The organism is Oceanobacillus locisalsi (genome assembly GCF_042675985.1).
Taxonomy (GTDB): Bacteria; Bacillota; Bacilli; order Bacillales; family Amphibacillaceae; genus Oceanobacillus; species Oceanobacillus locisalsi.
Window position 1 is genome coordinate 185,349 of sequence record NZ_JBHTKK010000001.1, and the last position, 25,264, is coordinate 210,612.

Genomic DNA, 25,264 nt, shown 5'->3' on the forward strand with positions numbered 1-25,264 from the left:
ACACTCCTTTAGTCGTTGTAAGTGTAAAAGCCTCTGCCTGCCTTCTTCCCAAGTCTTCCAGCTTGCACATACTGTCTCAGGAGTGGACACGGACTATACTTGCTGTCTCCAAAGCCTTCATGAAGAATTTCCATAATCGATACACACGTATCCAGACCTATAAAATCGGCAAGTTCAAGCGGTCCCATCCGATGATTCATCCCTAATTTCATAACCTGGTCTACATCCTCAATGCTAGAAATTCCTTCAAAAACGGTATAAACTGCTTCGTTGATCATCGGCATCAATAACCGATTGGAAACAAAGCCTGGAAAATCTTTCACTTCCACACCTTGTTTACCTAATGCTTCTGTCAATTCTTTCACAGTTTGACAAGTGTCTTCACTTGTTTCTAAACCGCGAATGATTTCAACCAGCTTCATAACAGGAACTGGATTCATAAAATGCATACCAATAAATTGCTCTGCTCTATTCGTAACAGCTGCCATCTCCGTAATTGCCAGGGAGGAGGTGTTTGTCGCAAACAAGGAATGCGCTGGTGCGAGTTCATCCAGCTTGCGAAATACTTCCTTTTTTACGTCCATCTTCTCCACTACAGCCTCGATAATAAAATCTGCTGTAATCGGATCCGCTTCCAAATCAACTACAGGCTGCAGGCGGTCCAGCGCCTCGCTCTTGGTATCCGCTTCAATTTTGCCTTTTGCCATATCCTTCTCGAGTATCTGTTCCACATACTGTCTTCCTCTTTTCAATGCTTCAATATCCGTATCATACAGCTTCACCTGATAGCCGGAACGGGCAAAGACGAGTGCAATTCCTGCACCCATTTGTCCTGCTCCAATAACCATTACTTCTTTTACAGTCATGATAATACACTCCTTTTCAAGATTGTTTCATCATACACAATTAGTTTGCTGGTACTTCAATCAACATTGCATCTCCTTGGCCGCCGCCGCTGCAAATTGCTGCAATTCCTTTTCCACCCCCGCGGCGTTTTAATTCATGAATCAATGTTAAAATAATACGATTACCGCTTGCACCAATAGGATGTCCCAGCGCTACAGCTCCTCCGTTGACATTGATTTTTTCTTCATCAATATCTGCTATTTGTCCGCTTGCCAGCGCAACTACCGCAAAGGCTTCATTGATTTCATAAAGGTCGATTTCTTCTTTAGCTACACCTGTTTTTTCTAACAGACGATTAATCACTAACCCCGGGGTTTGCGGAAAGTCTTTTGCTTCCACTGCTACTTCCGCATGACCTAGTATGGTTGCCAAGGGCGCTTTATTCAATTCTTTCGCTCTTTCATCGGACATCACTACAACGGCACTCGCCCCGTCATTCACACCTGGTGCATTTCCTGCTGTAATGGTGCCGTCCTTATCAAATGCAGGCTTCAGTGCAGCCAGTTTCTCAACCGTGGTTCCTTTTCTCGGTGTTTCATCATCGCTGACAACCATCGGATCTCCTTTACGGACAGGAATTTCTACGGGAACAATTTCATCTGCAAACTTTCCTGACTCAATGGCCTCTACCGCCAGCTGCTGACTCCGGGCAGCCCATTCATCTTGGCGTTCTCGTGTCACATCAAAAGCAGCCGCTGTGTCATTGCCATAGCTCCCCATATGATTGCCTGTAAAGGTGCAGGTAAGTCCGTCATGAATCATTAAATCTTTTGCCGTTTTATCGCCCATACGGTTGCCCCATCTGGCGTCCGGCAGGAAATATGGCGCGTTGCTCATGCTCTCCATTCCGCCGGCAACGATGACATCTTCTTCCCCTAAGCGAATCAATTGATCTGCTAACGTTACACTGCGCAATCCGGAGGCACATACCTTATTAATGGTTTCTGTTTTTACCTCCCAGGGGAGACCTGCTTCGACAGCAGCCTGCCTGGACGGAATTTGCCCCTGTCCGCCTTGCAGGACGCTTCCCATAATCACTTCATCGATATCTGCGCCATCAAGCCCCGCCCTTTCTAAGGCTGCCTTGATGGCTTTTGCACCCAGATTCACTGCGGTTAATGGCGTTAGCGCTCCTCCAAATTTTCCAAAAGGGGTTCGTGCCCCAGAAACAATCACAGATTTTCTCATCATTAATAGCCTCCTCTATACTTTGAACGAACGCTCGTTCAATGAACGACAGAAAGCATAGAGAGGAAAAGAATCCTCTCTATCCTTTTATGCGGTTTTCGCGTCATTTTCTTCTAAAACAGATAGTGCCAAAATTTCAGCTACATCCATTGTACCGATATCTTCTTCTACTTCTTTTGCTTTTGTCCCATCACTCAACATTGTTAAGCAGTAAGGACATGCACTGGAAATCATTGACGGCTGCACTTGCAGCGCCTGTTCTGTACGTGCTACATTAATCCGGTTTCCTGTTGTTTCTTCCGTCCACATTAAGCCGCCGCCTGCACCGCAGCACATCCCATTTTCACGGCTGCGATCCATTTCCACTAACTCCAGCCCTGGAATAGCTTTCAAAATTTCTCTCGGCGGATCATAAACGCCATTATATCTTCCTAAATAGCAGGAGTCATGGTAAGTCAATTTTTCATTAATTGGCTTCTGCGGATCCAGCTTTCCTGACATGACAAGGTCATAAAGCAGCTGCGTATGATGATATACCTCCGCTTCAAAACCAAAGTCAGGGTATTCATTCTTAAATATATTGTACGCGTGCGGATCAATCGTGACAATTTTCGTGACGTCATTCTTTGTAAACTGTTTAATATTTTTTTCAGCAATTTCCTGGAATAAAAATTCATTGCCAATCCGTCTGGCTATGTCACCGGAGTTTGCTTCTGTATTTCCTAAAATCGCAAAGCTGACACCAGCTTGATTCATCAATTTTGCAAAACTGAGCGCAATTTTCTGACTCCGGCTGTCAAAGGATCCCATGGAACTTACCCAGAATAAATACTCAAAGTCTTTGTCTTCTTTTTTCAGTTCTTTTATTGTCGGAATATAAGCGGATTCATCTTCTTCACGCCATTTGATGCGATCTTTCTTCGATAACCCCCACGGATTTCCTTGACGCTCGATATTCATAACAGCACGCTGGATTTCAGAATCCATTTTCCCTTCTGTCATGACTAAATAGCGGCGCATATCAATAATTGTACCGACATGTTCATTGTTGACAGGACAAGCATCTTCACAGTTACGGCACGTTGTACATCCAGCCAGCTCTTCTTCTGTAATCACATCGCCAATCAAGCTCATGCTTTGCACGGATGCAGCTGCTTCATTGCTTGCAGAAGCTTGATTGCCGGCAGTTCCTGAAAAAGCATAAGAAGGTACCCAAGCGGACTTACCGGTAATCGATGCGCCTTTTTCGGTTAAATGATCACGAACTTTAATCATAATATCCATTGGCGAAAGCATTTTTCCTGTTCCAGATGCCGGGCAAACATCGGTACAGCGCCCGCATTCCACGCAAGCATAGAAATCAATCATTTGATGCTGCTTGAAATCTTCTACTTTTCCGACACCAAAAGCGATTTCTTCTTCATTTTCTTCATCCATATCCTCTAAATCAAAATCTATCTTTTCTAATTTACCAGGTACTCTTTTCGTCAAGAATACATTAATCGGCGCAGCAATTAAGTGTGCGTGTTTGGATTGTGGCACATACACTAAGAAAGTAAGCAATGTTATCGTATGTACCCACCAGGCGATATAGAATAAGACCATGGCTGTATTCGCGGAAGCCCAGCCGAATAATCCGGCTAACACACTGGCAACCGGCTCTGTCCATGTCAGTTCATGCCCCTGCCATACGAGCGCCATTCCATTTCCGAACAGCACAGAAAGCATCAATGTCCCGATAAAAATGAGGACAAGACCTGCTTTCAGTCCTCTTTTTAAACGGACGAGCTTCTCCATATAACGACGATAAAAAGCCCATACGACGGCCACCAGAATCATTAATGTAACTAGTTCTTGAAAAAAGACAAATCCAGGGTAGAACATCCCGAACGGTAAGTGATTTCCCGGTGAAAGCCCTTTGATAAACATATCAATTGCTCCAAATTGCACCAGGATAAAGCCATAAAACATCATGACGTGGATCGTACCGGATTTTTTATCTTTTAACAGTTTCGATTGTCCAAATACATTTTTTATAATACGCTGGATTCTTAACTTTATCTCGCCATCAAACTCTGATTTTTTACCAAGTCTGATATAAGCAACCCGTGTTGCAATCACTTTCGCAAACAGGAACAGTGCATAGAATGTTACGACTAAAAATGCAACCCAATTAATCATCAGAAATGTATCCAAGACGACTTCCCCCTCTTTAATAGTATAATATAAAGTGAAACTTCCTTCAGGCCGGAACCAATCGGGCCATTACTGACTGTTGGATCTCCCACTTCGAATTTTCGATTCTTCTCCATTCTTGAAGCGGAAGTCTTATAATGCCCTTCGATGGGACGAGTAAGCGCAGCAGCGGTTTTAATAGACCGAGTAATCGCAGGTCTCAATGTTGTCAGGTTAGTATAACCGCTGCGTCGGACCGTTTTGCTTTCCTAGGGGCACGCTCTTCAGCTAACTTTTGCCAAGAAGTGCACTTGGCAAAAGTGGATCTTCAGATGGTGCTGATCCCTCGTCCAGCTACAAGCGTCAAAAACTAGACAACTTCCCGAGAGCGCCCTACGATAAAGAAGACTTAGCGATTGGCAAGCCGACAGGCGCAGACAGAGCTAAAGCCGCACTTATGCCCCGCGGGTGAAAGTCATCATCCGTTCGTAAACTCACGGTGATTCCTTTATCTCGTAAGCGATGGAAGTTCGACCAAGGTCGAACCACCCCCAAAGATCGGGGGCGCAGTTGTTACGTTTTTAAACGACGCTTTCCGCTTTCCTTTCAGGAGTCAAAACGGTCCGCCTCCGCTAGTGGGATGTTCTATACATGAAATAGTTGAACAAATAAAATCATTTAGCTCCATTAGGATGTTATTTCTTCCAAAAGCTGTAGCATCCCATTAGAGCGCAGGCCAACCACGTAGACTCCTAGTCGGCTAAAACCGGTCACGTCCTGTGACCAACGGCCGACACTAGGACGTCCTGTCCGTCGTGGGAACAGGGCGAGCTGAAGATCCACTTGAAAAGCGGGTTTCTTTTCAAGTTAGCTGAAGCCGTCCCCATGGCAGACTAAGAACGCAACGTCCTGGGGTTGCGCTTACTCACCCCATTAAAACCGTTGTTGCAACGTCTGCACTAGTACGTCCTGGGACTGCGGTTACTCGCCCCATCAAAAACCGTTGTACGTCGGAAAGCGTAGTGGTTGGCCGGAGCGGAAGCTGTACACCATATCTTGTTCAAAAAACAGAAGGAGGCTCTAACCAAAAGCAAGCATAATAATAGAGAGCATGTTTATCCTGGAACAGCAAAGATTATATGCTTATTCTTAAGCGCATAATTTGAGTAAATTTCACAAAATTCATTAACCTGACAACATTGGTAAGCGCAGTCCCAGTCCCAGCCAGTTACACTGCGATAAATTGATAGCGTTTTCACTTATGTGCAAAAAATAATTCTATCTCTACTTTAAACATGAATGAACATTCAGTCAACCTGTTTAGAGGAAATATTAATAATTTTTAATATCATCCTCCTGTAGCCATAAAAAAGAACCCTCGACAATCACGGCAAGAGTTCTTTTTTACTGTGCTATTCTTCTAATGCATTTTCTATAAACGTCTGATTAACCAGCCCTTCAATATCGTCCGATTGCGTATATCCTGCTTCATAACTGATGGTCGCCATTTCTTGCAGCACTTCTTCATTGATTTCATATGTCGGGTTAAGACGGTTACTTGCTTCCAGTGTCTCTTCATAATCAAGCTCGTTACCTGTCGCTTCTTCGATATGATTCACAAATAGTTCAACGGCTTCTTCCTGATTTTCTTCAATAAATTCAACCGCCCGTGCATGGGCTCGTAAATAGGCCTGTGTTAACTCTTCATTTCCTTCTGTAAATGCTTGCCGAGCAGTAACCACCGTTGTCGTTGATTCAGTGCCCCATGCAAATTCTTCTTCATCAAGAAGAATGTCGGCATCTACCTGATTTTCCAAATATACACCCCATGGTTCTTGCGTAGCCGCAGCATCCACATCTTCCTGCTGGAACAACGTAGATGTATCAGCAGGCGCTTGCGGTACCATACTTACCGTTCCGCCATCGTCTTCTACTGCCAGCCCCACTTCACTTAATACGGCTCGTAACATGATATCCTGGGTGGATCCGATAGTCGGGATCGCTACACTCATTCCATCCAGGTCTTCCACACTTTCAATACCCGAGCCCTCGCGCGTTGCAAGTACAGCTCCGCCATTTACAGCTCCGGCAATGATTTCATGCTCCGGGTTTCGTAAATACGTTGTGGTTGCCGGAGATGGTCCAACCGTACCAATGTCAATGTCTTGGGTGGACATCGCTTCCATAAAAGCGCTGCCGTTAGGGAATGTAGATGTTTCAATATTCACATCTTCCCCAAGTTCTTCTTCAAAATAGCCATTTTCTAAGGCAACAACTGTCGTAATATGTGTAAAATTTGGAAAATATCCAATGTGTATTTCATCCGCATTTTCTTCTGATCCGCAACCTGCGATGACAAATAAAAGAAATATACCTAAACCAACGAATCGCTTTTTCATATTTTTCATCCTCTCCATCAAGTTCCAATCCCCCATTTTCTTGCGACAGACCGCTCCATTCTAAGAAATACCTGGTTATCCATAATCGTTCCGACGACACCAATAACAATCATAATAGAGAGTACCAAGTCCATGGATTGTAATGAGCGTCCCATATCCAAAAGGTATCCAAGACCGCCATCACTGCCGAGCAGCTCCCCAGCCATAATTGCTCTCCATGCAAAGGCCCAAGCTACCCGAAGACCGGAAATGATGTGCGGAACAGATGCCGGAAGAACCACGGTTCGTGCAAGGTGCATTCCCGATGACCCTAAGGTCCGTGCTGCATTTAAATAAAGACTGGGTACATTTTTAAATCCGGTACTTGCATTCACTGTCATCGTCCATGTCGCACCAATTGTGACAATAAATAAAATTGCTACATTTCCAAGCCCAAACCATACAATCGCCAGCGGAAACCAGACGATACTCGGAATCGACTGCAATGCGGTTACAAAAAAACCAAGCGTGTCATCCACCCATTTATAACGGGCAATCAAAAATCCAAAAATAAGTCCTAAAACTACCGCTATAGAAAAACCGAGCAGCAGCCTTCCAAGTGTTATCCCCGTGGCTCCAAGTATCTGACCCGAAATCAGCCCGTTCACCAATGTACTGAATACAGTGACACCGCCCGGATCATTCGGAATCAATAATGGCGGAAACATAAAGGTAGGAAATAGGTTGGATTTAGATATGATCTCCCATATAGTCACGATCACGATCACGAATATCACTCGTCTTAAGACGGTAATCATCTCCGAACTCCTCCTTCAACACTTTCTCCATCTCTTCTTCCAATTCGCTCATCACACGTTTTTCCAAGTCTACAATCACACTGTCTGAAGGATTTCGGGGCCGCGCCGCCTGTACCCTGAATGATTTTTTGATCGCGCCCGGTCTCGTACTCATAAGCAGTACCCGCTCCGAAAGTATCAGTGCTTCGCGGATATTATGGGTAATAAACAAAATAGTTTTCCCAGTTTTTTGCCAAATTTCCTGAAGTTCCTGATGTAAAATAATCCGCGTCTGTTCATCCAATGCTGCGAATGGTTCATCCATTAAAAGTACATCGGGGTCCATCACAAGCGCACGTGCAATAGCAACCCGCTGTTTCATTCCACCGGATAACTCATGCGGGAAAGATTGCGCAAAATTTCCGAGGTGCACCATGCGAAGCCCTTCCATTGCTTTTTCTTCTGCTTCTTTTTTGCTCATCTTTTTCAAAAGCAGCCCATATGTAACATTGTCCATAACGTTCATCCATGGAAATAAACCGCCCTGCTGAAAAACAACGACACGATCCGTACCGGGGCCTTTAACTTTTTTATCATTCATATACACTTCTCCGGATGTCGGACTGTCCAGACCGGCAATTAAATTTAAGATAGTGGACTTTCCACAGCCGGAAGGCCCAAGTAAAGAAACAAATTCGCCTGCTTCAATCTTTAAATCGATATCTTGCAAGACATGAAGCGAATCATTTTTACCTTTGGGAAAGCTTTTATTGACCTGTTCCAGATTCACTTTCATCGAGACCCTCCTCCTTCACATTAAAAATTAATTACAACTAAACTTATAAGGATTATATAGTATATGAGATAGAGCGTCAAGGGTGCGTAAAATTCTGCAAATAAGAGAAAAGCGAACATAAAGATGAACACATGCGGGGAGTACCGGGAAATGTAGCGGTGTCAAAAAGACTGCGAACACGAAAAAAACCTGCAGAGAAATCAGCCTTCTTTGCAGGTTTTTAGATTCTTTTTCTATCATTACTTAACTTTCGCCCTTTAAACAGTAACTTCCATTCCATAGGAACAGGGATTGATCATTTCTTCTATACATCTGTTGACAAAGAGGAGAAGGTAAAGTGTAAGATGACCGCTGCGGCGGAAAGCGGAGGGCTTGGCCGGAGCGGAAATTATACACCATCCCCTGTTCAAAAAATAGCAGGATAATTTAACTCAAAGCAAGCAGGATAATAGAGATCCTGTTCATCCTGAAACATCGAGGTTTATATGCTTATTCTTAGCTGCGAAAGTTAAATATATTACATTTTTACCGGTGCAGTTACACCTAAAATATCCAATCCATTTGCTAATGTTTGACGCACTGCTTTCATTAAAGCAATTCTTGCGCTGGTGCGTTCCAGGTTATCTGCATCCAGCACTTTCTCTGCATTGTAGAAGCTGTGCAGCGTTGTCGCCAAATCGAATACATACTGCGTGACTTTATGCGGCATTTGTTTTTCTGCCGCTTCTGCAATTACTTGCGGCAGCTCTCCTACTTTTTTAAGAAGATCCAGTTCTTTTTCCGCAGTTAATAAAGTAGCGTCAAAGGCAGCATCTGTTGCAAAGCCTTTGTTTTTTGCCTGTTCGATCATTGTACAGATACGTGCGTGCGCATACTGCACATAATAAACCGGATTATCATTCGATTGGGACTTAGCAAGGTCCATATCGAAATCTAGCTGGGAATCATTCGAACGCGCTACGAAATAATACCGGACAGCATCAATACCTACTTCATCCATCAACTCTCGTAAAGATACCGCTCTGCCGGTACGTTTACTCATTTTCACCTTTTCGCCGCCTTCAAACAGATTTACCATTTGAATAATTCTCACGGAGAATTTATCAACTGGATAACCTAAAGCCTCCAATGCAGCGCTCATTCTCGGGATATACCCGTGGTGGTCTGCACCCCAGACGTTAATAATTTGATCAAAACCGCGGTCTAATTTATTTTTATGATAAGCAATATCTGGTGTTAAATACGTATACGCTCCGTCCTGTTTGATAAGTACACGGTCCTTATCATCATCAAAGGCAGTCGTCTTAAACCACAATGCCCCGTCTTTTTCATACGTATAGCCGCCATCTTCCAGTACTTGCAGCGCATCACTAATCTGATTGTTTTCATAAAGCGAGCGCTCTGAGAACCAGCTGTCAAATTCTACACGGAAATCTTTTAAATCATTTTCAATATTACGTAAAGAAGCCTTTAAACCATATTCTTTAAAGTAATCCAAACGCTTTTCATGAGGTTCTTCTGTCCATTCACTTCCTTCTTCTTGCACAAGCGCTTTGGCGATATCAATGATAGCCTGTCCATGATAGCCGTCTTCCGGCATATCTACAGACTGTCCTACTTCCTGCAGATACCGTGCTTCTACCGATAAGCCCAAGTTATTGATCTGATTTCCGGCATCGTTAATATAATATTCTCTTTCCACTTCATAACCGGCAGCTGCAAAAAGATTACATAGAACATCTCCAAAAGCAGCATTTCGGGCATGGCCTAAGTGAAGGTCCCCGGTCGGGTTAACAGAAACAAATTCCACCTGTACTTTTTCTCCATTGCCATCACGGGAAGTTCCGTAAGCATCTCCTGCTTCCAGCACCGTTTCAATCACTTCTCCCAGGAAATCCTGCTTCATATAGAAATTAATAAAACCAGGTCCGGCAATATCGACTGTTTCTACCGATGCTGCCTGTTTATCTAATTTTGCTATAATATCATCCGCAATCTGGCGCGGAGGTTTTTTCGCGATCCGTGCCAGCTGCATCGCGATATTGGTGGCAAAGTCGCCGTGTGCTTTGTCTTTTGGTTTTTCTAAAATAATTGACGGAATCGTATCCTCTTCGGCGAGTCCTGCAGCAAGCACCGCTGTATGAATTTGCTGCTTTAATGTCTCTTCTGTTTGTGCTAATACGTTCATTATGTTATTTCCTCCTTGTTTATTTCAATCCCCGTAGATCGTTTAAGGAACACGACAATATAGGGGAAAATCCTTGCTTATTTTGTTGAAAATTGAAGCTTGAGCTGATGCTTGCGTTCCATTTGTCCATTTATTACCATTGTATATTTTATATTAAGCACGCGTGGCATGGTGTCTTCTTGAAATGTAATAGATTCCGAATAAGTTTCCATATGCATATTGCCATGCATATGCTGATAGATATTTTCCGTTTTTTGGCCTAATTGAAATTGCTGGTTCATTCGGATGGCCCCTGTACGCTTGATGGAAACACGTTCCGGTCGTATCATCACGGTATTTTGAATGGTTCCTGCTTCTTCATTTGTTTCTTCATATTTCAGCACATCGATATTGCCTTTTTTCATCCATTCTCCTGTAAAGGTTTGTTCCTGTGTTTCCTGCTCACCAGAATCCACATCATAAATCGATGTCTGCAGCTTTATATTGACTTGTTCCGATTGCTGTTGCATAAGTGCTCCTTTAATATGTTTCCATTTTTATAATTATAGTGTTTTTATTATATCTTTAAAACACCATGATAAGCAATACTCTTGCTACCTAAAAACTTATACGTTTATAAAAGCCTTTCTTTTTCCATAATAAATAAAGAGAATAAAGCTCCAGTAACATCATTTTGAAAAGACATATTTATTTTGGAGAAGATAAAGGATGAAATCATTAAAAGAGATGCGTCTAATCTATAAATTCCTCGGCGGTATTGTATTGTTGATTATCGCCGGTGTATTAGCTATCTATTTGTTAGCCTATCTCATGGGGCCCCCGAGTCTCAGCAAGCAAACACCTGCTGTCTATTATGACCGGGATGGAGAGGTGATTGAAGATACGTTCGGAGATTCTTATGAGTGGGTTTCTTTAGAAGATATCGATGATTCAGCGATTCAGGCAACGATGGTGATTGAAGATAATCGTTTTTTTGATCATCATGGATTGGATTTCTTCCGTATTGCGAAATCATTATGGAATAATGTTATTTCCGGCTCTTTAAAAGAGGGGGCCAGCACGATTACACAGCAATACGCCAGAAACCTTTATTTATCGGCAGACAAAACGTGGTCACGCAAGTTGCAAGAAGCTTTCTATGCGATTCGTTTAGAAATGTTTTATTCCAAGGAAGAAATTTTAGAAGGTTATATGAATACCATTTATTACGGACATGGAGCCCACGGGATTGAAGCAGCCAGCAATTATTTCTTTGGAAAACCCGCTTATCAGTTAACTTTAGCAGAAGCGAGTATGCTGGCAGGAATTCCAAAAGGCCCAACTTACTACTCGCCACTTAATCATTTAGAAAATGCGACGAACAGACAACATCTTATTCTTAAGAGAATGCTCGAAAATGAAATGATTACCGAGAAAGAGTACGCAGCTGCAATAGATGAAACATTATCGTATCAGCAGGAAGAACCAGCAGAAGATGAAGCATCTTTTTTTAAGGAGGAAGCATTAAAAGAAGCAGCTGCCATTTTGGATAAGGATGTAGAAGAAATCAAGCTGGGCGGTTACCAGCTTCATACAACGCTGCATAGCGCTTACCAGCAAGAAATGGAACTTGCAGCTTCCAGGACCATAGATGAAGAAAGTGACCTAGAAGCAGCCGGTATTTCTATTGTCCCGCAGACCGGGGAAATTGCAGCCATGTTAGGCGGAACCGATTATCAAAAGAGCAGTTATAACCGGGCCATGGATGCCAAACGGATGCCTGGATCTAGTTTCAAGCCGATTTTGTATTATGCGGCATTGGAAAATGGCTATACACCCAGCACGACATTAACCAGTGAAGCAACAACATTTGAACTGGAAGACGGTTCTACTTACAAACCAAGTAATTTCAACAGTTATTATGCAGATGCGCCCATTACGCTTGCGGAAGCAATTGCTTTATCGGATAATATTTATGCTGTCAAAACGGCTCTTTATGTTGGCGGAGAGCGGTTTTTAAAAACAGCTGAAAAATTCGGGATTGAAAGTGATTTAAAGAATGTCCCTTCCCTGGCACTCGGAACTTCTTCTGTTTCTGTCGTTGAACTTACCAATGCTTATGCACGGCTGGCCAATGGCGGCAAAGCAGTCACACCCTATCTTATTGAAAAAATAACGGACGCAGATGGAAAAACACTTTACACACATACCAAGCAAGAAGGAAAACCTGTCCTGGACGAAAAGAAAGCTTTTATACTGACCCAGCTTCTTACCGGCATGTTTGATGAAACATTAAACAGCTATACCAGCGTAACCGGGGCAAGCCTGCAAAGCCAGTTGTCTGATATTTATGCCGGGAAATCCGGAACGACGGATTTTGACAGCTGGATGGTTGGCTACAGCCCGGTAATATCTACCGGAATATGGGTCGGGTACGATGACCACCGGGAAATGACAAATGTATCTGAAACGGCTTTTTCGAAAGAGATATGGGCACGTTATATGGAGAATATTGACGAAGACGGCAAAAATGTTTTCCCGATGCCTTCCGGGGTAGTTGGACTGCCTATTGACCCTGCCAGTGGTTTACGAGCAGATACCCATTGTGAAAAAAGCAGGATTATGTTTTATGAAAAAGGCACCGAACCGATTGGGTACTGCCATAACGAAGATGTCGACCAGCGGGATGAGGACATAGAAAATACAGAAGACAAAGGGATTCTGGAAAAATGGTATGATTCCTTATTTTAGCAGAACAAAAGCGCAAAGCGCCTGCTTAAAAACGTAGAGACTGGAGCGGCGTAACTGAGATAAAGGAATCACGGTGAGGTGACGAACCGATGATGACTTATCGTAGGGCACTCACGTGTTGGCTCCTAGTTTTTGGCGCTTGGAGCTGGACGTGGCCATTTATCTGTAACCAGTTATCCACAAGCAATTAATTTTATAGTTTCCTAGACAAGCACAAAAAAGCGGTCCGTATCGAATTGATCGATACGGACCGCTTTTTTGTCCTAGTAAACATGAGTTCAGTCCATGTACTCATAGTGTACAAAGGATTTACGTAAAGTACAAGAATTTCTAAATATGTTCATAATTCATTCACAATTTAGATATCTAATTGCTCCTTCAGCTCTTGCGTTGAGTTTTCCCACATTTCTGGTTTAAATTCTTTTAAGAAATCGCCTAATAATTTTTTGGAAGGGTCATCCATATGCTCCACAATGATTTTTCCTTTTAACGATTTCTCCATATGCTTCACATGTTCTGCCATGGATTTATAAGCCCGTTTAATTTCCCGGTTTACGCGGATTTCACTGCCAGCAACGCCAGCATAGTAAGGACCATCTTCTCCTTTTTCCACCGTTACCCAGACGATCCAATAAAGTTTTCCGCCCTGAACTTCCTCTCGATCTCTTATCCATTTCACGCGGCGCTCTACAGAACTTCTCGCATGCATGGCATCCATATCAACATATGCTTTTTCTTCATTCGGATCTACAATAATCGAGGACATGTTTTCAAGGCTGACTGTTCCAGCTCCATAACCGCCATGCCCATCGGTAGAGTCATCTTTTATAATTGTAAACGTATTCTTCTTTTTATTTTCATCTGTCATTGTATTCCCCTCCTGGCCTCATTTAGACTTGTTTTCATTCTATCACGTACTAAACAGCTTTTTTAGTGAGAAGACTTATGCTGCAGTCCCTCAACAAAACGGAATGCTTCATCCATTTCTTCCTCGGTATATTTCAACTTCGCCTTTACAGTATGCACCTTATCAATGATTTCCTCTTTTGACAAATACGAGAAATATAACATCGTCGAGACCAGCTCCAAAAAGCGGGCACTGCAATGTTGTAAATCATTGATTTGATCTTGTATATCCGGCATGTTCACTTCAAATTGGTTTAAAAAAGTTTGGCCGTCCTCCGTCATCGTGTAATGATATTGATGGTAGTTGCTTTTCTCTTCCTTTTCCTCATGTAGAAAATGTAAGTTACAAAGCTCCTCCACGCGTAAAGTTAATTCCTCTGAATAAGGTCCATAAAAATGGAATTGGTATTTCTCTTCAAAGGGAACACGGTTTTGCTGCAAAATATAAATCATTTTTTGTAACTTCTTTCTTCCTGTCACTTGTTTGGCTTGAGAGAAAAAATAGAGCAGTTTCGCATGATTGTCTAACACAAATAGTCATTCCTTCCCGTACAATATATCTAAAATACGTTTCTTCAAATCCGTATCTTCTATCCGCTGAATGCTGTCCTTAGGAAAATATAATTTATGATCCGTTCGTTTTTTACCGGAAATCGACTCGACAATATCCGAATGACGGGATAACTCTTTCAAACCGCCATCCGGCATTAAAAGATGAATGGGCAGGCGTTCTTCCTCTTCGCCAGGCCGGTAAAAATCATACGGCAAATCAGATGAGGAATCTACTACTAAATAATAATCTGGATTAATTCCTGCCTTTTTAAACAGCTGGTAAAGTTCCATGCCTGCATTAATCTGCGGGTCAGGATTATATTCCACATATTTAAATAAATGCCGATTAATAAACCGGTAGCTTAAATCAGCTAATATCTCGTCCTTTTCTTCCTGCCATTGCTGAAAATAATAGTATACAATCATATCATCCAGCTTCAAATAATCGGAAAGCTTCACCTTTTCTTCAAAAAAAGAAATAAAGTGTGTCGGCTCCTGCTGGAATTGATAGGTCCCATCTTCATGTAATCTCTTTGCCCGTTGGAAGATTTTGGACAAAATAACCTCTGCACTTCGCGTGACAGGGTGAAAATAAACCTGCCAGTACATTTGATAGCGGCTCATAATATAGTCCTCGACTGCATGCATGCCAGTTGATTTGATGACAACCTGATCATCCATCGGCCGCATCACACGCAAAATTCGTTCCATGTCAAAATGGCCATAACTCACTCCAGTAAAATAAGCATCCCGCTGCAGGTAATCCATACGGTCCGCATCAATTTGGCTGGATATCAAGCTTACCACAAGCTTGTCCGAATACGTTTTGGCAATCACTTCTGCTACTTTCTTCGGAAAATCAGCAGATACTTTTTGTAAAACGGCATTAACCTTTGTGTCTCCTAGAATAATCTGCTGTGTAAACTGCTCATGGTCCAACTTAAACACTTTCTCAAAAGAATGGGAGAACGGCCCATGACCTAAATCATGTAATAAAGCAGCACAAAGACACAGCACACGCTGCTCCCTGTCCCACCTTTCCCAGTCTGCAAAATTAGCAGTAATCCTTCTGACAATTTCATAGACTCCTAAGGAATGACTAAAACGGCTGTGCTCTGCTCCATGAAAAGTCAAATTGGTCGTACCCAGCTGTTTTACCCGGCGCAGTCTCTGAAATTCCGGTGTAGCAATCAAATCCCAGATGACTCGGTCGCGCACATGGATGTACCGGTGAACCGGATCTTTAAATACCTTTTCTTCTGTTAATTGTTCATCTTTATATGCCATTTCTTTATCTCCATCCGTCCATTCCGAAAAAAATCCTCTGCCTTTTTCGGAACATATTTCATCTATTTCTGTCTGTCTTTGATGAAACGTTTTATGCTTTTTTCCATATATGCTTTAATTATATTATAATATAGTTAGGAAACTGATGAAAGGTTTAGGATAGTACAGATGAAAAATTGGAAAGAAATTATTCGCCACAACACATTTCGATATATAGACCACTCGACAGAAAATACAGTTGCAGGTAAACCGAATACAGCCCTCGCCTCCTTCGCTGTAGATGATGCACTGGCTATATCGGTCAGTGAGGAAACGTCGCCTCCTGTTGTCCGTTTATGGGTACATGCAGATACCATTGTTTTAGGTATTCCGGATTCTCGTCTCCCTCATATCACGGATGGAATGGCTTTTCTTGATAAAAATCATCACCGGGGAATTGTTCGTAATTCGGGAGGGCTCGCCGTTGCACTGGATGAGGGTGTGCTCAATATTTCCCTTATTATCCCTGGAGCAGACAAGTTGTCGATCTATGACTGTTACGAGGCCATGGTCCGCTTTGTGCAAGCCATGTTTGCGGATGTAACCGACGCTATTGAAGCTTATGAAATTGTGGGTTCTTACTGCCCAGGAGATTACGATTTAAGTATTGACGGGAAAAAGTTTGCTGGAATTTCACAACGCCGTGTCAAAAAAGGAATTTCCGTACAAATCTATTTAGACATTGAAGGAAACAGCCAAGCGCGTGCTTCTTTAATCCGAGATTTTTACCATATTGCAAAGCAAAATAAAGAAACAACGTTTACTTACCCCGAGGTGAATCCAGATGTGATGGCTTCTCTCTCTGAATTATTGGGCGTATCTTTAACCGTGGAAGAAGCGAAACAACGGGTCGTAAATACGCTAGAGGGTTTAACGGAAGAAATGATTACCATCCCAATGCAAGAAACAGAGCAAAAGCATTTTGATAAAAGGTATCAGCAAATGATAAAACGGAATGAACATTTATAATAGAATGTTCCAAATGTATAAAAACCAGCCTGACGCAGTTAATGCATCTGATCAGGCTGGTTTTTTACACTTGAATTATTCTGCTGTTGCTTGGGCTGCTGTAATCAATGCCAGGTTGTACACATCTTCTGCGCTGCAGCCTCTGGATAAATCATTGACCGGTTTGTTCAATCCTTGCAGAACCGGACCTACTGCTTCAAAACCGCCCAAGCGCTGTGCAATTTTATAGCCAATATTCCCCGCTTCCAGACTTGGGAATACAAATACATTGGCATCTCCTTGAATCACGGAATCGGGTGCTTTTTTCTCTGCAACGCTCGGCACAAATGCTGCATCAAATTGAAATTCTCCGTCAATAACCAGAGATGGATCTTTTTCTTTTGCCAGGCTTAAAGCATCCGTCACCTTTTCTGTCTCCGGTGATTTCGCAGAACCGGCAGTTGAGAAGCTAAGCATGGCAACACGAGGATCGACATCAAATAAAGAACCTGTTTTAGCACTCTCTACTGCAATTTCTGCTAAATCATTGCTGTCGGGCGTAATATTGATGGCACAATCCGCAAAGACATACTTTTCTTCTCCTTTCACCATAATGAAGACGCCGGAAGTTTTCTGCACGCCATCTTTGGTCTTAATAATTTGCAGTGCCGGGCGCACTGTATCCGCTGTGGAATGCGCAGCACCGCTGACAAGACCGTCTGCTTTATTTAAATAAACCAGCATGGTACCAAAATAATTTTCATCTAACAGTATTTTTTTCGCACCTTCTTCCGTAGCTTTCCCTTTTCTTCTTTCTACAAAAGCATCTACCATTTCTTGAAAGCCTTCATCGTTTGCAGGATCAACAATTTCCAGTCCATCTGTTTGTATATGATGATCAGCAGCTTTCTTTTCCACTTCCTGTTTATTACCAATGACAACAGGTGTCAGCACACCGTCTTCAGCTAATCGTCCAGCTGCTGTCAGTACACGCTCATCCAAACCTTCAGGAAATACAATGCGTTTGTTATTTCTTTTTACTTTTTCTGTTAATTGTTCAAATAATCCCATGATGAAACCTCCTCGTATCGTTGAAACATTTCATGAATCGTTGCTGATTTTTGCTTAAAAAACGGTTTATTCTACCTTCCTATTCTCTTTCATAATATCTTATTTAACCGTACAAATAAAGCCTTGAACCCTGAACAAACAATGAAAAGGATTACACTTGTTCCCCTCAGCCAGCCAGCAGTATCTGCTGATTTTTAAGATGCTTCTTTGAATCTTTTCCAATTTTGACAAACCCTTGACAATACAAGAGATAACATGATTTTGTGCCGTTTTTTATATGATTCCCACCCTTTGGTTATGCTATAGTTGATATAGAGTCCGAATTTCATTTATGAAGGAGTGTATAAACGATGGCAGAACCTGTAGTAACTGTAGACGGCTGGTCCGCATTACATGACACACGTCATTTTGATTGGACAGCTTGGAAATCCATCTCTGAAGACGAAAGAAATCAAGCGATAAATGAGTTTCAAGAACTTATCAAACAATGGGAAACCGTAGAAGAAAATAAAGAAGGCAGCCATAATATCTTCAAAGTTGTTGGCAATAAGGCTGACCTGATGTTTATTTTCTTACGTGAAACCATGGACGAGCTGGAAGAAATCAAAACAGCTATTAATAAAACTGTTTTAGGTGATTTCTTAATTCCGGGCTATTCCTATGTGTCTATTATTGAAATGACGATGCATGACCCGATGAAAGCCGGCGATGACCGGGAACTTTCCCCCTACGTTAAAGAACGTTTAAAACCAACCATGCCAAAATGGGAGCACGCTTGTTTCTACCCAATGTCCAGACGCCGTGATTCTGACGCAAACTGGTTTACAATTGATAAAGAGGAACGCACCCGTTTACTTTATGAGCATGGCATGACCGGACGTCAATATGCCGGGAAAGTCAAAGAAATCATTACCGGATCCATTGGTCTGGACGAATGGGAATGGGGCGTTACCTTATTTGCTCATGACCCGTTACAATTTAAAAAAATTGTTTATGAAATGCGCTTTGATGAAGTAACAACAAAATATGCCGAGTTTGGTGACTTCATCATGGGGAATTACTTAGCAACCGATGAACTCGGTGATTATCTCGCATTATCATAATGCTTATTAAAAAGAGACTGTAAAAGGTCTCTTTTTTTATACAAAAATGTATCATGAAGATACTCTCTCCTACATACATATCATTAATGAGCTTACACTGAAGATTTTTTCAAGAAATGAGGTTGATCTATGGCAATTGTTGCTCATGATGAAGCGGGCATTTATTAACTTATCCAGCTTCGAATTTGCTTTGGTTTTATGTCTGAAGGAGCTTGTTCTGGCCAGTAATATGGTCAAAGGAAAATGTTCTGTCACATACCGGTAGAAAGGTTTTTGGGGAAATAAAATGCGTTTCTTTATCGAAAAGGAGAGTGGAATAATGAGTGATCAAATAAATCCGAATCAGCCGATAAATAATCAACAGCCGGCCTACCCGAATCCATACTATTACTATCCTGCAACAACGGGAAGTTTTTATCCAGCTTATCCATATAGACAATACCCCCTGCCAAACAACGGGAATGGGGGGAATGGAGGAAATGGCGCGAATGCCGCTCAGTTTGTCAATCAGCAATCGTATATTGAAAATATCTTACGTCTGAACCGCGGAAAACTGGGTACCTTTTATCTGACATTTGAAGGCCAAGAGCCGACCGCATTCCGCGGATATATTGAAGAGGCTGGACGGGATCACATTCTCATCCGAGAGGAAAATTCCAACCGGCGTTTCTTATTGTTGATGGTCTATTTAGATTATGTTTTGTTCGATGAAGAAATTAATTATGATTACCCGTTTAGTAATCAGCAGTAATGAGCCAGCTGTAACTCCAGATAATAATTTGAAGCAAAGAATAGAGCGTAGACACCCCTTGTTGTCTACGCTTTTCTTACATAACTCATTAACCGTATTGTGAGGAGATGACAATGAAACATCCCCTGGAAAAATTCATACGCATGGAAGTCCTTGCGATGATTGCCGGACTGTTTATCGGTGTTCTTGCCTGGATAACAGGATGGGTGCTCTTTTTATTTCTTGCTTGTTATCTGTTTATCGGCAGCATGTTTAGCCATGCTTTGATTCTGCTTCATACCCGCAGAGGTTCGGATGGAATCAAACAGGCACTCCGGGCAATGTTGCTGTTTTTATTTATAACTTCGCTTTTCTTTTACTTGAAATGAAAAGCGTTTTAACCTCAAACAATGTAATGCAAAGGCTAAAACGCATGACTTTATAGTAATTTCATTGCTCCGATTCCTAATAAAACCCAGCCTACTAAAAAGGACAGTCCTCCAAATGGAGTGATCATCGCAAGCGTTTTGACTCCGGTTAAAGCATACAGGTATAAACTTCCTGAAAATAGGACAACACCTGCTAAAAACAGCCAGCCGCTCGATGCAAACAGGCTGCTTCCCTCAAATCTTCCTAAAAGAAGTGCCACAGCAACAATGGCCACCGTATGGAACATTTGATAATCTACCGCTTTTCCCCAATTTGTTAAGGCATTTTCGGATAATCTTCCTTCCAGACCATGGGCTGCAAAGGCCCCAAAAGCAACTGCCAAAAAGCCTAAGACAGCTCCAATGATTAAAAATAATTTCATCATTCCTCATCTCCAATCATGCTTATATCTTATTTAGGTACTTGTTTTCAAAAAGTATTATTCCCTTACCCTTGTATAGCCTAAAAATCGAATATCGAATCTCCATTGGCGTCACCTTCACGTAATTTCTTCTCTGACGTGTCTGCTTTTCCAGTGGACTGCTTGCCGAGCATTGCTTTCATTTCCGCTTCTGAAATCGTTTCTTCTGTTTCCGCCATGTTTACCTGCACCGGTTCCATCCTTTGGTCTTCTATATCGGAAACAGCACTTCCTGAGATAAATAGTTCACTTAATAAATGGATATTCTCCATATGTTTTTTGACCTGATCTTGCTGATGGGCTTTTGTTCTGGCTTCTTCCAGCTCACGAATCATTTTATTAATGATTATTTCATTGCTTACAGCCATGTAACCCCTCCTTTATGTAGCATCCACTATGCATTATAGCATATTCATGCGATAGATAGCCTTTCTCACCTCATAAAAAAAGAGCTTTAGACGATGTTCGCCTTTCTGCTCTTTATCTTGATATACGATTTTCCATTACTTTTCTTCTTGATATTTCCTCCACTGTATAGCGTTCATACATCCATTTCAAAAACGTAATCTCAGCTTCTTCTAGTTCCCTTCCTAGTTGTGTAGACGTTTGATGATAAAGATGAAAAAAGTTTTTCATTCTTGAAAACTCCTCCTATACCTATACTGTGCAGTAAATGATAGAGTTATTATAGCATTGTCTTTTTTTATCTTCAATAGGAGAATATTTCAAATTTTGTCTTCTAAAGTGGCTTGTAAAGCATACAGCTCGTCATTCATTACTCCCATCATCTCTTCCATTGCCTCTTTTCGAGGGATGTTCTCCGACAAATAGATGGGATCTCCAAAAATAATTTTTGGTTTTTTAAACCGAATAAGTTCTTTAAAATTATTTGGCCCAACATAAGCTGCCGGAACAATCGGTGCCTTGCTGTAAGCAGCAATCGTAACAGCTCCGCGTTTTAATGGGACCTGATTGGTTGTTCTCGTACCACTGGGAAAAATACCAATAATGTTTCCATCTTTTAAAAGTTTACGCGGTACTTTAATGGTGCTGGGTCCTGGGTTATCCCGATCTACGGGAAAGGCATTCAATTTTTTCATAAGCCACCCTAAAGGACCGGACTGAAATAGTTCCTTTTTCGCCATGTAGTGAACTTTTGTCGGCAATAAGCTGACGCCTAACCACAAAATATCAACCCATCCTGTATGTGTACATGCAATAATATATCCGTCAGATTTCGGAAGTTTTTCTTTCTGAAATACGTTGACTCGTCCAAAGATACTTAATATTACTTTTAATAGATATGCAGCTGTATAATACATGTTTCTCTTCCTTTTTTCATAATTAGTACCAGGTACTTACATAAGATACTAACGGAAAAATGATAAAATGACAAGCTGTTTGTGAAGAAAAAAACGTATCTGCCTATGATTTGTCACAAACAGCTGCATAATCAAAATACAAATGATAATGGTATTTACAGCCCTCGTTAAACAGAGATTTACAATGCAAGCATTGATTTGTGTTCAAATATTGATTAATTGTGTGTTCTGTTTTACAAACGCCGCATAATACTGCTAAGGTATCAAATTCGTGTTTTTCCCATACAGCGATGTCATGATTTTCAAATTCCTGATGACACTGATAGCATGAATAATATTTATGACAGCATTTAAATTGAATAGCAATAATATCATGGAGATGATGATAATGCGTACACCTCGTTTGATTATCAACGACAGCACCGTGAATATGAGCCATTTGGATTTTCTCCTTTCCCGTTTAAAAAGAGCAAAACACTTCCTTAATCAGGATAAGCGTCTTGCTCTTTCGTCAACTTCCTATTCTTTTTCTGCGGATACTTCTGCTTCATTTTCTTCTGAAGAAACTCCCAGCTTTTCTTCAAGCACACTTACTCTGGCCTGTAATTCATCAATTTCTTCTGTTGTTGCAATGCCGGTTTCTCTTGCCAGATCTTTCTTCTTCTCTCTGCTTTTTTCATCCCATTCATCTTTTTTGCTGCTGCCTTTTTCCATAAAATTATCTAAAACAGTTCTTGCCTGTTCCTGTGTTAATTCATTTTTTTCTACTAATTCTTTTACTTTTTGTTCAAATTTTTCTTTTCCGCTTACTGCAGCGCCTAATCCCAGTAAAAATCCTTTTCGTAAATAATCACTCATCATTTATACCTCCTAATAGTATGCTTTTATGATGGTCCGCTTGACATGGGATGAACCTTTCACCTTTACAATGCGTGAAATAAGAAAGTTCTATTCATTTTTTATTTGCATAGAATAAAACCAGCCTTTCCTGTTATTTTATTATATAAAACATTTCGCTGCCACGTAAATGATTTTGGCATCTATTTTTTACTGCTATAATTTTATGTACCCGATACATACTATATTCAATCATTGTCTCATATTTCCTATTGAATAAAATTACGTTCAATTGTATAATCATACAGTCATATATTTTAGTTTGTTTTGAGGAGGAAAATTAATGGAACCTTATTCCTTTCGCCATATTATAAAATTTATTATTCCGTCTCTCATCGGTTTATTTCTTTTCTTATATCCATTACCGACAGAAGACGGCTTTACCATACCTATTGCCTTTTTAGCGGAACTGTTACAAAGTACTTTGGACAATCATCTGTCCCTAATCATGATGATTGTCATTATATTAACTGCTGCAGGTACCATTTTCGCCAAATTAGCTGGTGCATCATCTTTCCGTAAATTTCCATTTCTGCATCATTTATTATATACAACATGGTTCTGGACAATCACACGTATATTAGCTGCTGTTTTTGCCGTCATGGTGTATTTCCAGATTGGACCGGAATTTGTTTATAGTGAAGACACTGGCGGTATGCTGTTGGACAGCCTGTTGCATACATTATTTGCTACATTCTTGTTTGCCGGCCTGTTCCTTCCATTTTTAACCAACTTTGGATTGCTGGAGTTTTTTGGCGGTATTATGCGAAAAATCATGCGGCCTTTATTCCGTCTTCCGGGCAGAGCTTCGGTAGACAGCTTGGCTTCTTGGGTTGGCGATGCCACAATCGGTGTCTTGCTGACAAATAAACAATATGAAGAAGGCCATTATACCAAACGGGAAGCAGCTATTATCAGTACAACCTTCTCTGTTGTATCAATTACGTTTTCATTAGTTATTTTACAAGAAGTAAATTTAGATGCCATGTTTTTACCGTTTTATTTTACTATCTTGATTGCAGGGGGAGTTGCAGCTTTTATCATGCCGCGTATTCCGCCGCTATCCAGAATGTCTAACACCTATATAAATGGCAAAGAAAGAAGCGAAGATGAAATCATCCCTGCTTCTGATAATGTATTTACTTTCGGATTTAAAAATGCTGTTAAACGAGCAGAGAAAGAAACAAGTTTCCGTACCTTCTTTGTAGATGGCGGAAAAAATATTTTGGATATGTGGTTTGCTGTCACTCCGGTTGTGATGGCTTTCGGAACAATTGCTGTCATTATTGCAGAATATACACCTTTATTCCAGTGGCTCGGAATGCCGTTTGTTCCTATTTTAGAGCTGATGCAAATTCCGTTTGCTCAAGAGGCATCTGAAACGCTGTTAATCGGCTTTGCAGACATGTTCCTCCCTGCTATTTTAATTACAGGGGTCGAGGCAGAAATAACAAGATTTATTATCGCCGCATTATCGGTGACACAGCTTATTTTCATGTCCGAAGTTGGCGGATTGATTTTAGGGACAAAAATTCCTGTAGCCTTCCGTCACCTAGTTATTATCTTTTTAATGCGTACTGTCATTACGCTTCCAATTATCACGATTATTGCCCATATTTTATTTTAAATAACTCGACTTTCGCACCTAAGAATACGCATATAACTCTTGCTGTACCAGGATGAACATGATTTCTATTATCATGCTTGCTTTTCTTTAGAGCATCCTTGTATTTTTGAACAAGATAGGCTGTATAGCTTCCGCTCCGGCCAAGCCCTTCGCTTTCCATGAGAGTCTACATGGTTGGCCTGCGCTCTGATAGGATGCTACAGCATTTGGAAGAAATAACATCCTGATGAAATGAGATGAAATAATCGCTAATCAGCTAAATCAATCATTCTGGTATTTCCAATGGTTGATTTAGCAGTTTAAATCATGACAGCATGGATCGTTCATATCGAGCATAGTTTGTATGCACAACTGATTGCAGAACATTTTTACCATGCACCACGAAAAATGTGTTCTGTCTGATCTACGTTTATTTATTCAGCTATTTCATGCATAGAACATCCCACTAGCGGAGGCGGACCGTTTTGACTCCTGAGGGATCAGCACCCTCTGAAGATCCACTTTTGCCAAGCGATCTTCTTGGCAAAAGTTAGCTGAAGAGCGTGCCCCTAGGCAGACTAAAGTCGCAACGTCCTGGGGTTGCGATTACTCACCCCATTAAAACCGTTGTTGCAACGTCTGCACTAGTACGTCCTGGGGCTGCGCTTACTCGCCCCATCGAAAAGAGTTGTACGTCGGAAAGCAAAACGGTCCGCCGCAGCGGTCGACCTTACACCTTATCTGCTAACCTTTGTCAACAGATGTATAGAAGAAACGATCGACCCCTGTTCCTGT

The 25,264-nt window shown here is 41.4% G+C and carries 24 protein-coding genes; 6 read left to right on the plus strand and 18 right to left on the minus strand.

The annotated features are described in order from the left end of the window. Positions 1 to 8 precede the first annotated feature (8 nt). The 8 genes from ACFQ19_RS00820 to ACFQ19_RS00855 all read right to left on the minus strand — a co-directional run bounded on the left by ACFQ19_RS00820 (position 9) and on the right by ACFQ19_RS00855 (position 10,937). Positions 9 to 866, minus strand: coding sequence for a 3-hydroxyacyl-CoA dehydrogenase family protein (locus ACFQ19_RS00820; RefSeq protein WP_379589981.1), 858 nt, complete (start codon positions 864 to 866; stop codon positions 9 to 11). A 40-nt stretch (positions 867 to 906) separates the two neighbouring features. Continuing rightward, complete coding sequence (locus ACFQ19_RS00825; protein ID WP_379590299.1) at positions 907 to 2,094, minus strand: acetyl-CoA C-acetyltransferase; 1,188 nt, start codon at positions 2,092 to 2,094, stop codon at positions 907 to 909. An 87-nt stretch (positions 2,095 to 2,181) separates the two neighbouring features. Next, positions 2,182 to 4,290, minus strand: a complete 2,109-nt coding sequence (locus ACFQ19_RS00830; protein WP_379589983.1) for a (Fe-S)-binding protein — start codon at positions 4,288 to 4,290, stop codon at positions 2,182 to 2,184. 1,391 nt (positions 4,291 to 5,681) lie between these two features. Further along, the gene (locus ACFQ19_RS00835) at positions 5,682 to 6,668 is read right to left on the minus strand and encodes an ABC transporter substrate-binding protein (RefSeq protein WP_379589985.1); all 987 of its coding nucleotides are present in this window, start codon (positions 6,666 to 6,668) and stop codon (positions 5,682 to 5,684) included. Between the two features lie 17 nt (positions 6,669 to 6,685). After that, positions 6,686 to 7,465, minus strand: coding sequence for an ABC transporter permease (locus tag ACFQ19_RS00840; protein WP_379589987.1), 780 nt, complete (start codon positions 7,463 to 7,465; stop codon positions 6,686 to 6,688). Next, entirely contained in the window at positions 7,398 to 8,240 is an 843-nt protein-coding gene (locus ACFQ19_RS00845) for an ABC transporter ATP-binding protein (protein ID WP_379589988.1), read from the minus strand. The genes ACFQ19_RS00840 and ACFQ19_RS00845 overlap by 68 nt, the downstream gene beginning before the upstream one ends. Positions 8,241 to 8,757: 517 nt before the next feature. Next, positions 8,758 to 10,428 carry an arginine--tRNA ligase gene (gene argS / locus ACFQ19_RS00850; RefSeq protein WP_379589989.1) on the minus strand — a complete coding sequence of 557 codons (1,671 nt, stop codon included), beginning with the start codon at positions 10,426 to 10,428 and terminating at the stop codon, positions 8,758 to 8,760. A gap of 77 nt (positions 10,429 to 10,505) precedes the next feature. Beyond that, positions 10,506 to 10,937 carry a DUF1934 domain-containing protein gene (locus ACFQ19_RS00855; protein ID WP_379589991.1) on the minus strand — a complete coding sequence of 144 codons (432 nt, stop codon included), beginning with the start codon at positions 10,935 to 10,937 and terminating at the stop codon, positions 10,506 to 10,508. Between the two features lie 199 nt (positions 10,938 to 11,136). On the opposite strand from ACFQ19_RS00855, the gene ACFQ19_RS00860 reads away from it, so the two are divergent. After that, positions 11,137 to 13,158 carry a transglycosylase domain-containing protein gene (locus tag ACFQ19_RS00860; RefSeq protein WP_379589992.1) on the plus strand — a complete coding sequence of 674 codons (2,022 nt, stop codon included), beginning with the start codon at positions 11,137 to 11,139 and terminating at the stop codon, positions 13,156 to 13,158. A 358-nt stretch (positions 13,159 to 13,516) separates the two neighbouring features. On the opposite strand, the gene ACFQ19_RS00865 is transcribed toward ACFQ19_RS00860, so the two are convergent. The 3 genes from ACFQ19_RS00865 to ACFQ19_RS00875 form a co-directional block, all read right to left on the minus strand. Further along, complete coding sequence (locus tag ACFQ19_RS00865; RefSeq protein WP_379589993.1) at positions 13,517 to 14,026, minus strand: YwhD family protein; 510 nt, start codon at positions 14,024 to 14,026, stop codon at positions 13,517 to 13,519. A 62-nt stretch (positions 14,027 to 14,088) separates the two neighbouring features. Further along, positions 14,089 to 14,595, minus strand: coding sequence for a YwgA family protein (locus ACFQ19_RS00870; RefSeq protein WP_379589994.1), 507 nt, complete (start codon positions 14,593 to 14,595; stop codon positions 14,089 to 14,091). 6 nt (positions 14,596 to 14,601) lie between these two features. Further along, positions 14,602 to 15,903 carry an HD domain-containing protein gene (locus ACFQ19_RS00875; protein ID WP_379589995.1) on the minus strand — a complete coding sequence of 434 codons (1,302 nt, stop codon included), beginning with the start codon at positions 15,901 to 15,903 and terminating at the stop codon, positions 14,602 to 14,604. A gap of 168 nt (positions 15,904 to 16,071) precedes the next feature. Here ACFQ19_RS00875 and ACFQ19_RS00880 point away from each other — a divergent pair, with 168 nt between their 5' ends. Continuing rightward, positions 16,072 to 16,911 carry a lipoate--protein ligase family protein gene (locus ACFQ19_RS00880; protein ID WP_379589997.1) on the plus strand — a complete coding sequence of 280 codons (840 nt, stop codon included), beginning with the start codon at positions 16,072 to 16,074 and terminating at the stop codon, positions 16,909 to 16,911. 75 nt (positions 16,912 to 16,986) lie between these two features. On the opposite strand, the gene pta is transcribed toward ACFQ19_RS00880, so the two are convergent. Continuing rightward, positions 16,987 to 17,961 (minus strand): phosphate acetyltransferase, encoded by a 975-nt coding sequence (gene pta, locus ACFQ19_RS00885; protein ID WP_379589998.1) that lies wholly within the window; start codon positions 17,959 to 17,961, stop codon positions 16,987 to 16,989. Positions 17,962 to 18,311: 350 nt separating this feature from the next. Here pta and hemQ point away from each other — a divergent pair, with 350 nt between their 5' ends. The 3 genes from hemQ to ACFQ19_RS00900 all read left to right on the plus strand — a co-directional run bounded on the left by hemQ (position 18,312) and on the right by ACFQ19_RS00900 (position 20,183). Next, entirely contained in the window at positions 18,312 to 19,064 is a 753-nt protein-coding gene (gene hemQ, locus ACFQ19_RS00890; RefSeq protein WP_379589999.1) for a hydrogen peroxide-dependent heme synthase, read from the plus strand. A gap of 319 nt (positions 19,065 to 19,383) precedes the next feature. Next, positions 19,384 to 19,815, plus strand: a complete 432-nt coding sequence (gerQ, locus tag ACFQ19_RS00895) for a spore coat protein GerQ (protein WP_379590000.1) — start codon at positions 19,384 to 19,386, stop codon at positions 19,813 to 19,815. 113 nt (positions 19,816 to 19,928) lie between these two features. Continuing rightward, a complete protein-coding gene (locus ACFQ19_RS00900; protein ID WP_379590001.1) occupies positions 19,929 to 20,183 on the plus strand; it encodes a hypothetical protein in 255 nt (84 codons plus the stop codon). Between the two features lie 50 nt (positions 20,184 to 20,233). Here the strand turns inward: ACFQ19_RS00900 and ACFQ19_RS00905 are convergent, their stop codons facing one another. From ACFQ19_RS00905 to ACFQ19_RS00930, 6 genes are all read right to left on the minus strand, one after another. Continuing rightward, positions 20,234 to 20,605: a DUF423 domain-containing protein gene (locus ACFQ19_RS00905; protein ID WP_379590300.1), complete on the minus strand. Its 372-nt coding sequence runs from the start codon at positions 20,603 to 20,605 to the stop codon at positions 20,234 to 20,236. 80 nt (positions 20,606 to 20,685) lie between these two features. Next, a complete protein-coding gene (locus ACFQ19_RS00910) occupies positions 20,686 to 21,012 on the minus strand; it encodes a YwdI family protein (protein WP_379590003.1) in 327 nt (108 codons plus the stop codon). Between the two features lie 112 nt (positions 21,013 to 21,124). Then, positions 21,125 to 21,280: a hypothetical protein gene (locus ACFQ19_RS00915; protein WP_379590004.1), complete on the minus strand. Its 156-nt coding sequence runs from the start codon at positions 21,278 to 21,280 to the stop codon at positions 21,125 to 21,127. A gap of 89 nt (positions 21,281 to 21,369) precedes the next feature. Next, positions 21,370 to 21,966: a lysophospholipid acyltransferase family protein gene (locus ACFQ19_RS00920; RefSeq protein ID WP_379590006.1), complete on the minus strand. Its 597-nt coding sequence runs from the start codon at positions 21,964 to 21,966 to the stop codon at positions 21,370 to 21,372. Between the two features lie 103 nt (positions 21,967 to 22,069). Further along, a complete protein-coding gene (locus ACFQ19_RS00925) occupies positions 22,070 to 22,405 on the minus strand; it encodes a CHY zinc finger protein (RefSeq protein ID WP_379590007.1) in 336 nt (111 codons plus the stop codon). A gap of 80 nt (positions 22,406 to 22,485) precedes the next feature. After that, positions 22,486 to 22,824: a phasin family protein gene (locus ACFQ19_RS00930; protein ID WP_379590008.1), complete on the minus strand. Its 339-nt coding sequence runs from the start codon at positions 22,822 to 22,824 to the stop codon at positions 22,486 to 22,488. A 322-nt stretch (positions 22,825 to 23,146) separates the two neighbouring features. On the opposite strand from ACFQ19_RS00930, the gene ACFQ19_RS00935 reads away from it, so the two are divergent. Further along, positions 23,147 to 24,490 carry a YjiH family protein gene (locus tag ACFQ19_RS00935; RefSeq protein ID WP_379590010.1) on the plus strand — a complete coding sequence of 448 codons (1,344 nt, stop codon included), beginning with the start codon at positions 23,147 to 23,149 and terminating at the stop codon, positions 24,488 to 24,490. Positions 24,491 to 25,264: the final 774 nt, after the last annotated feature.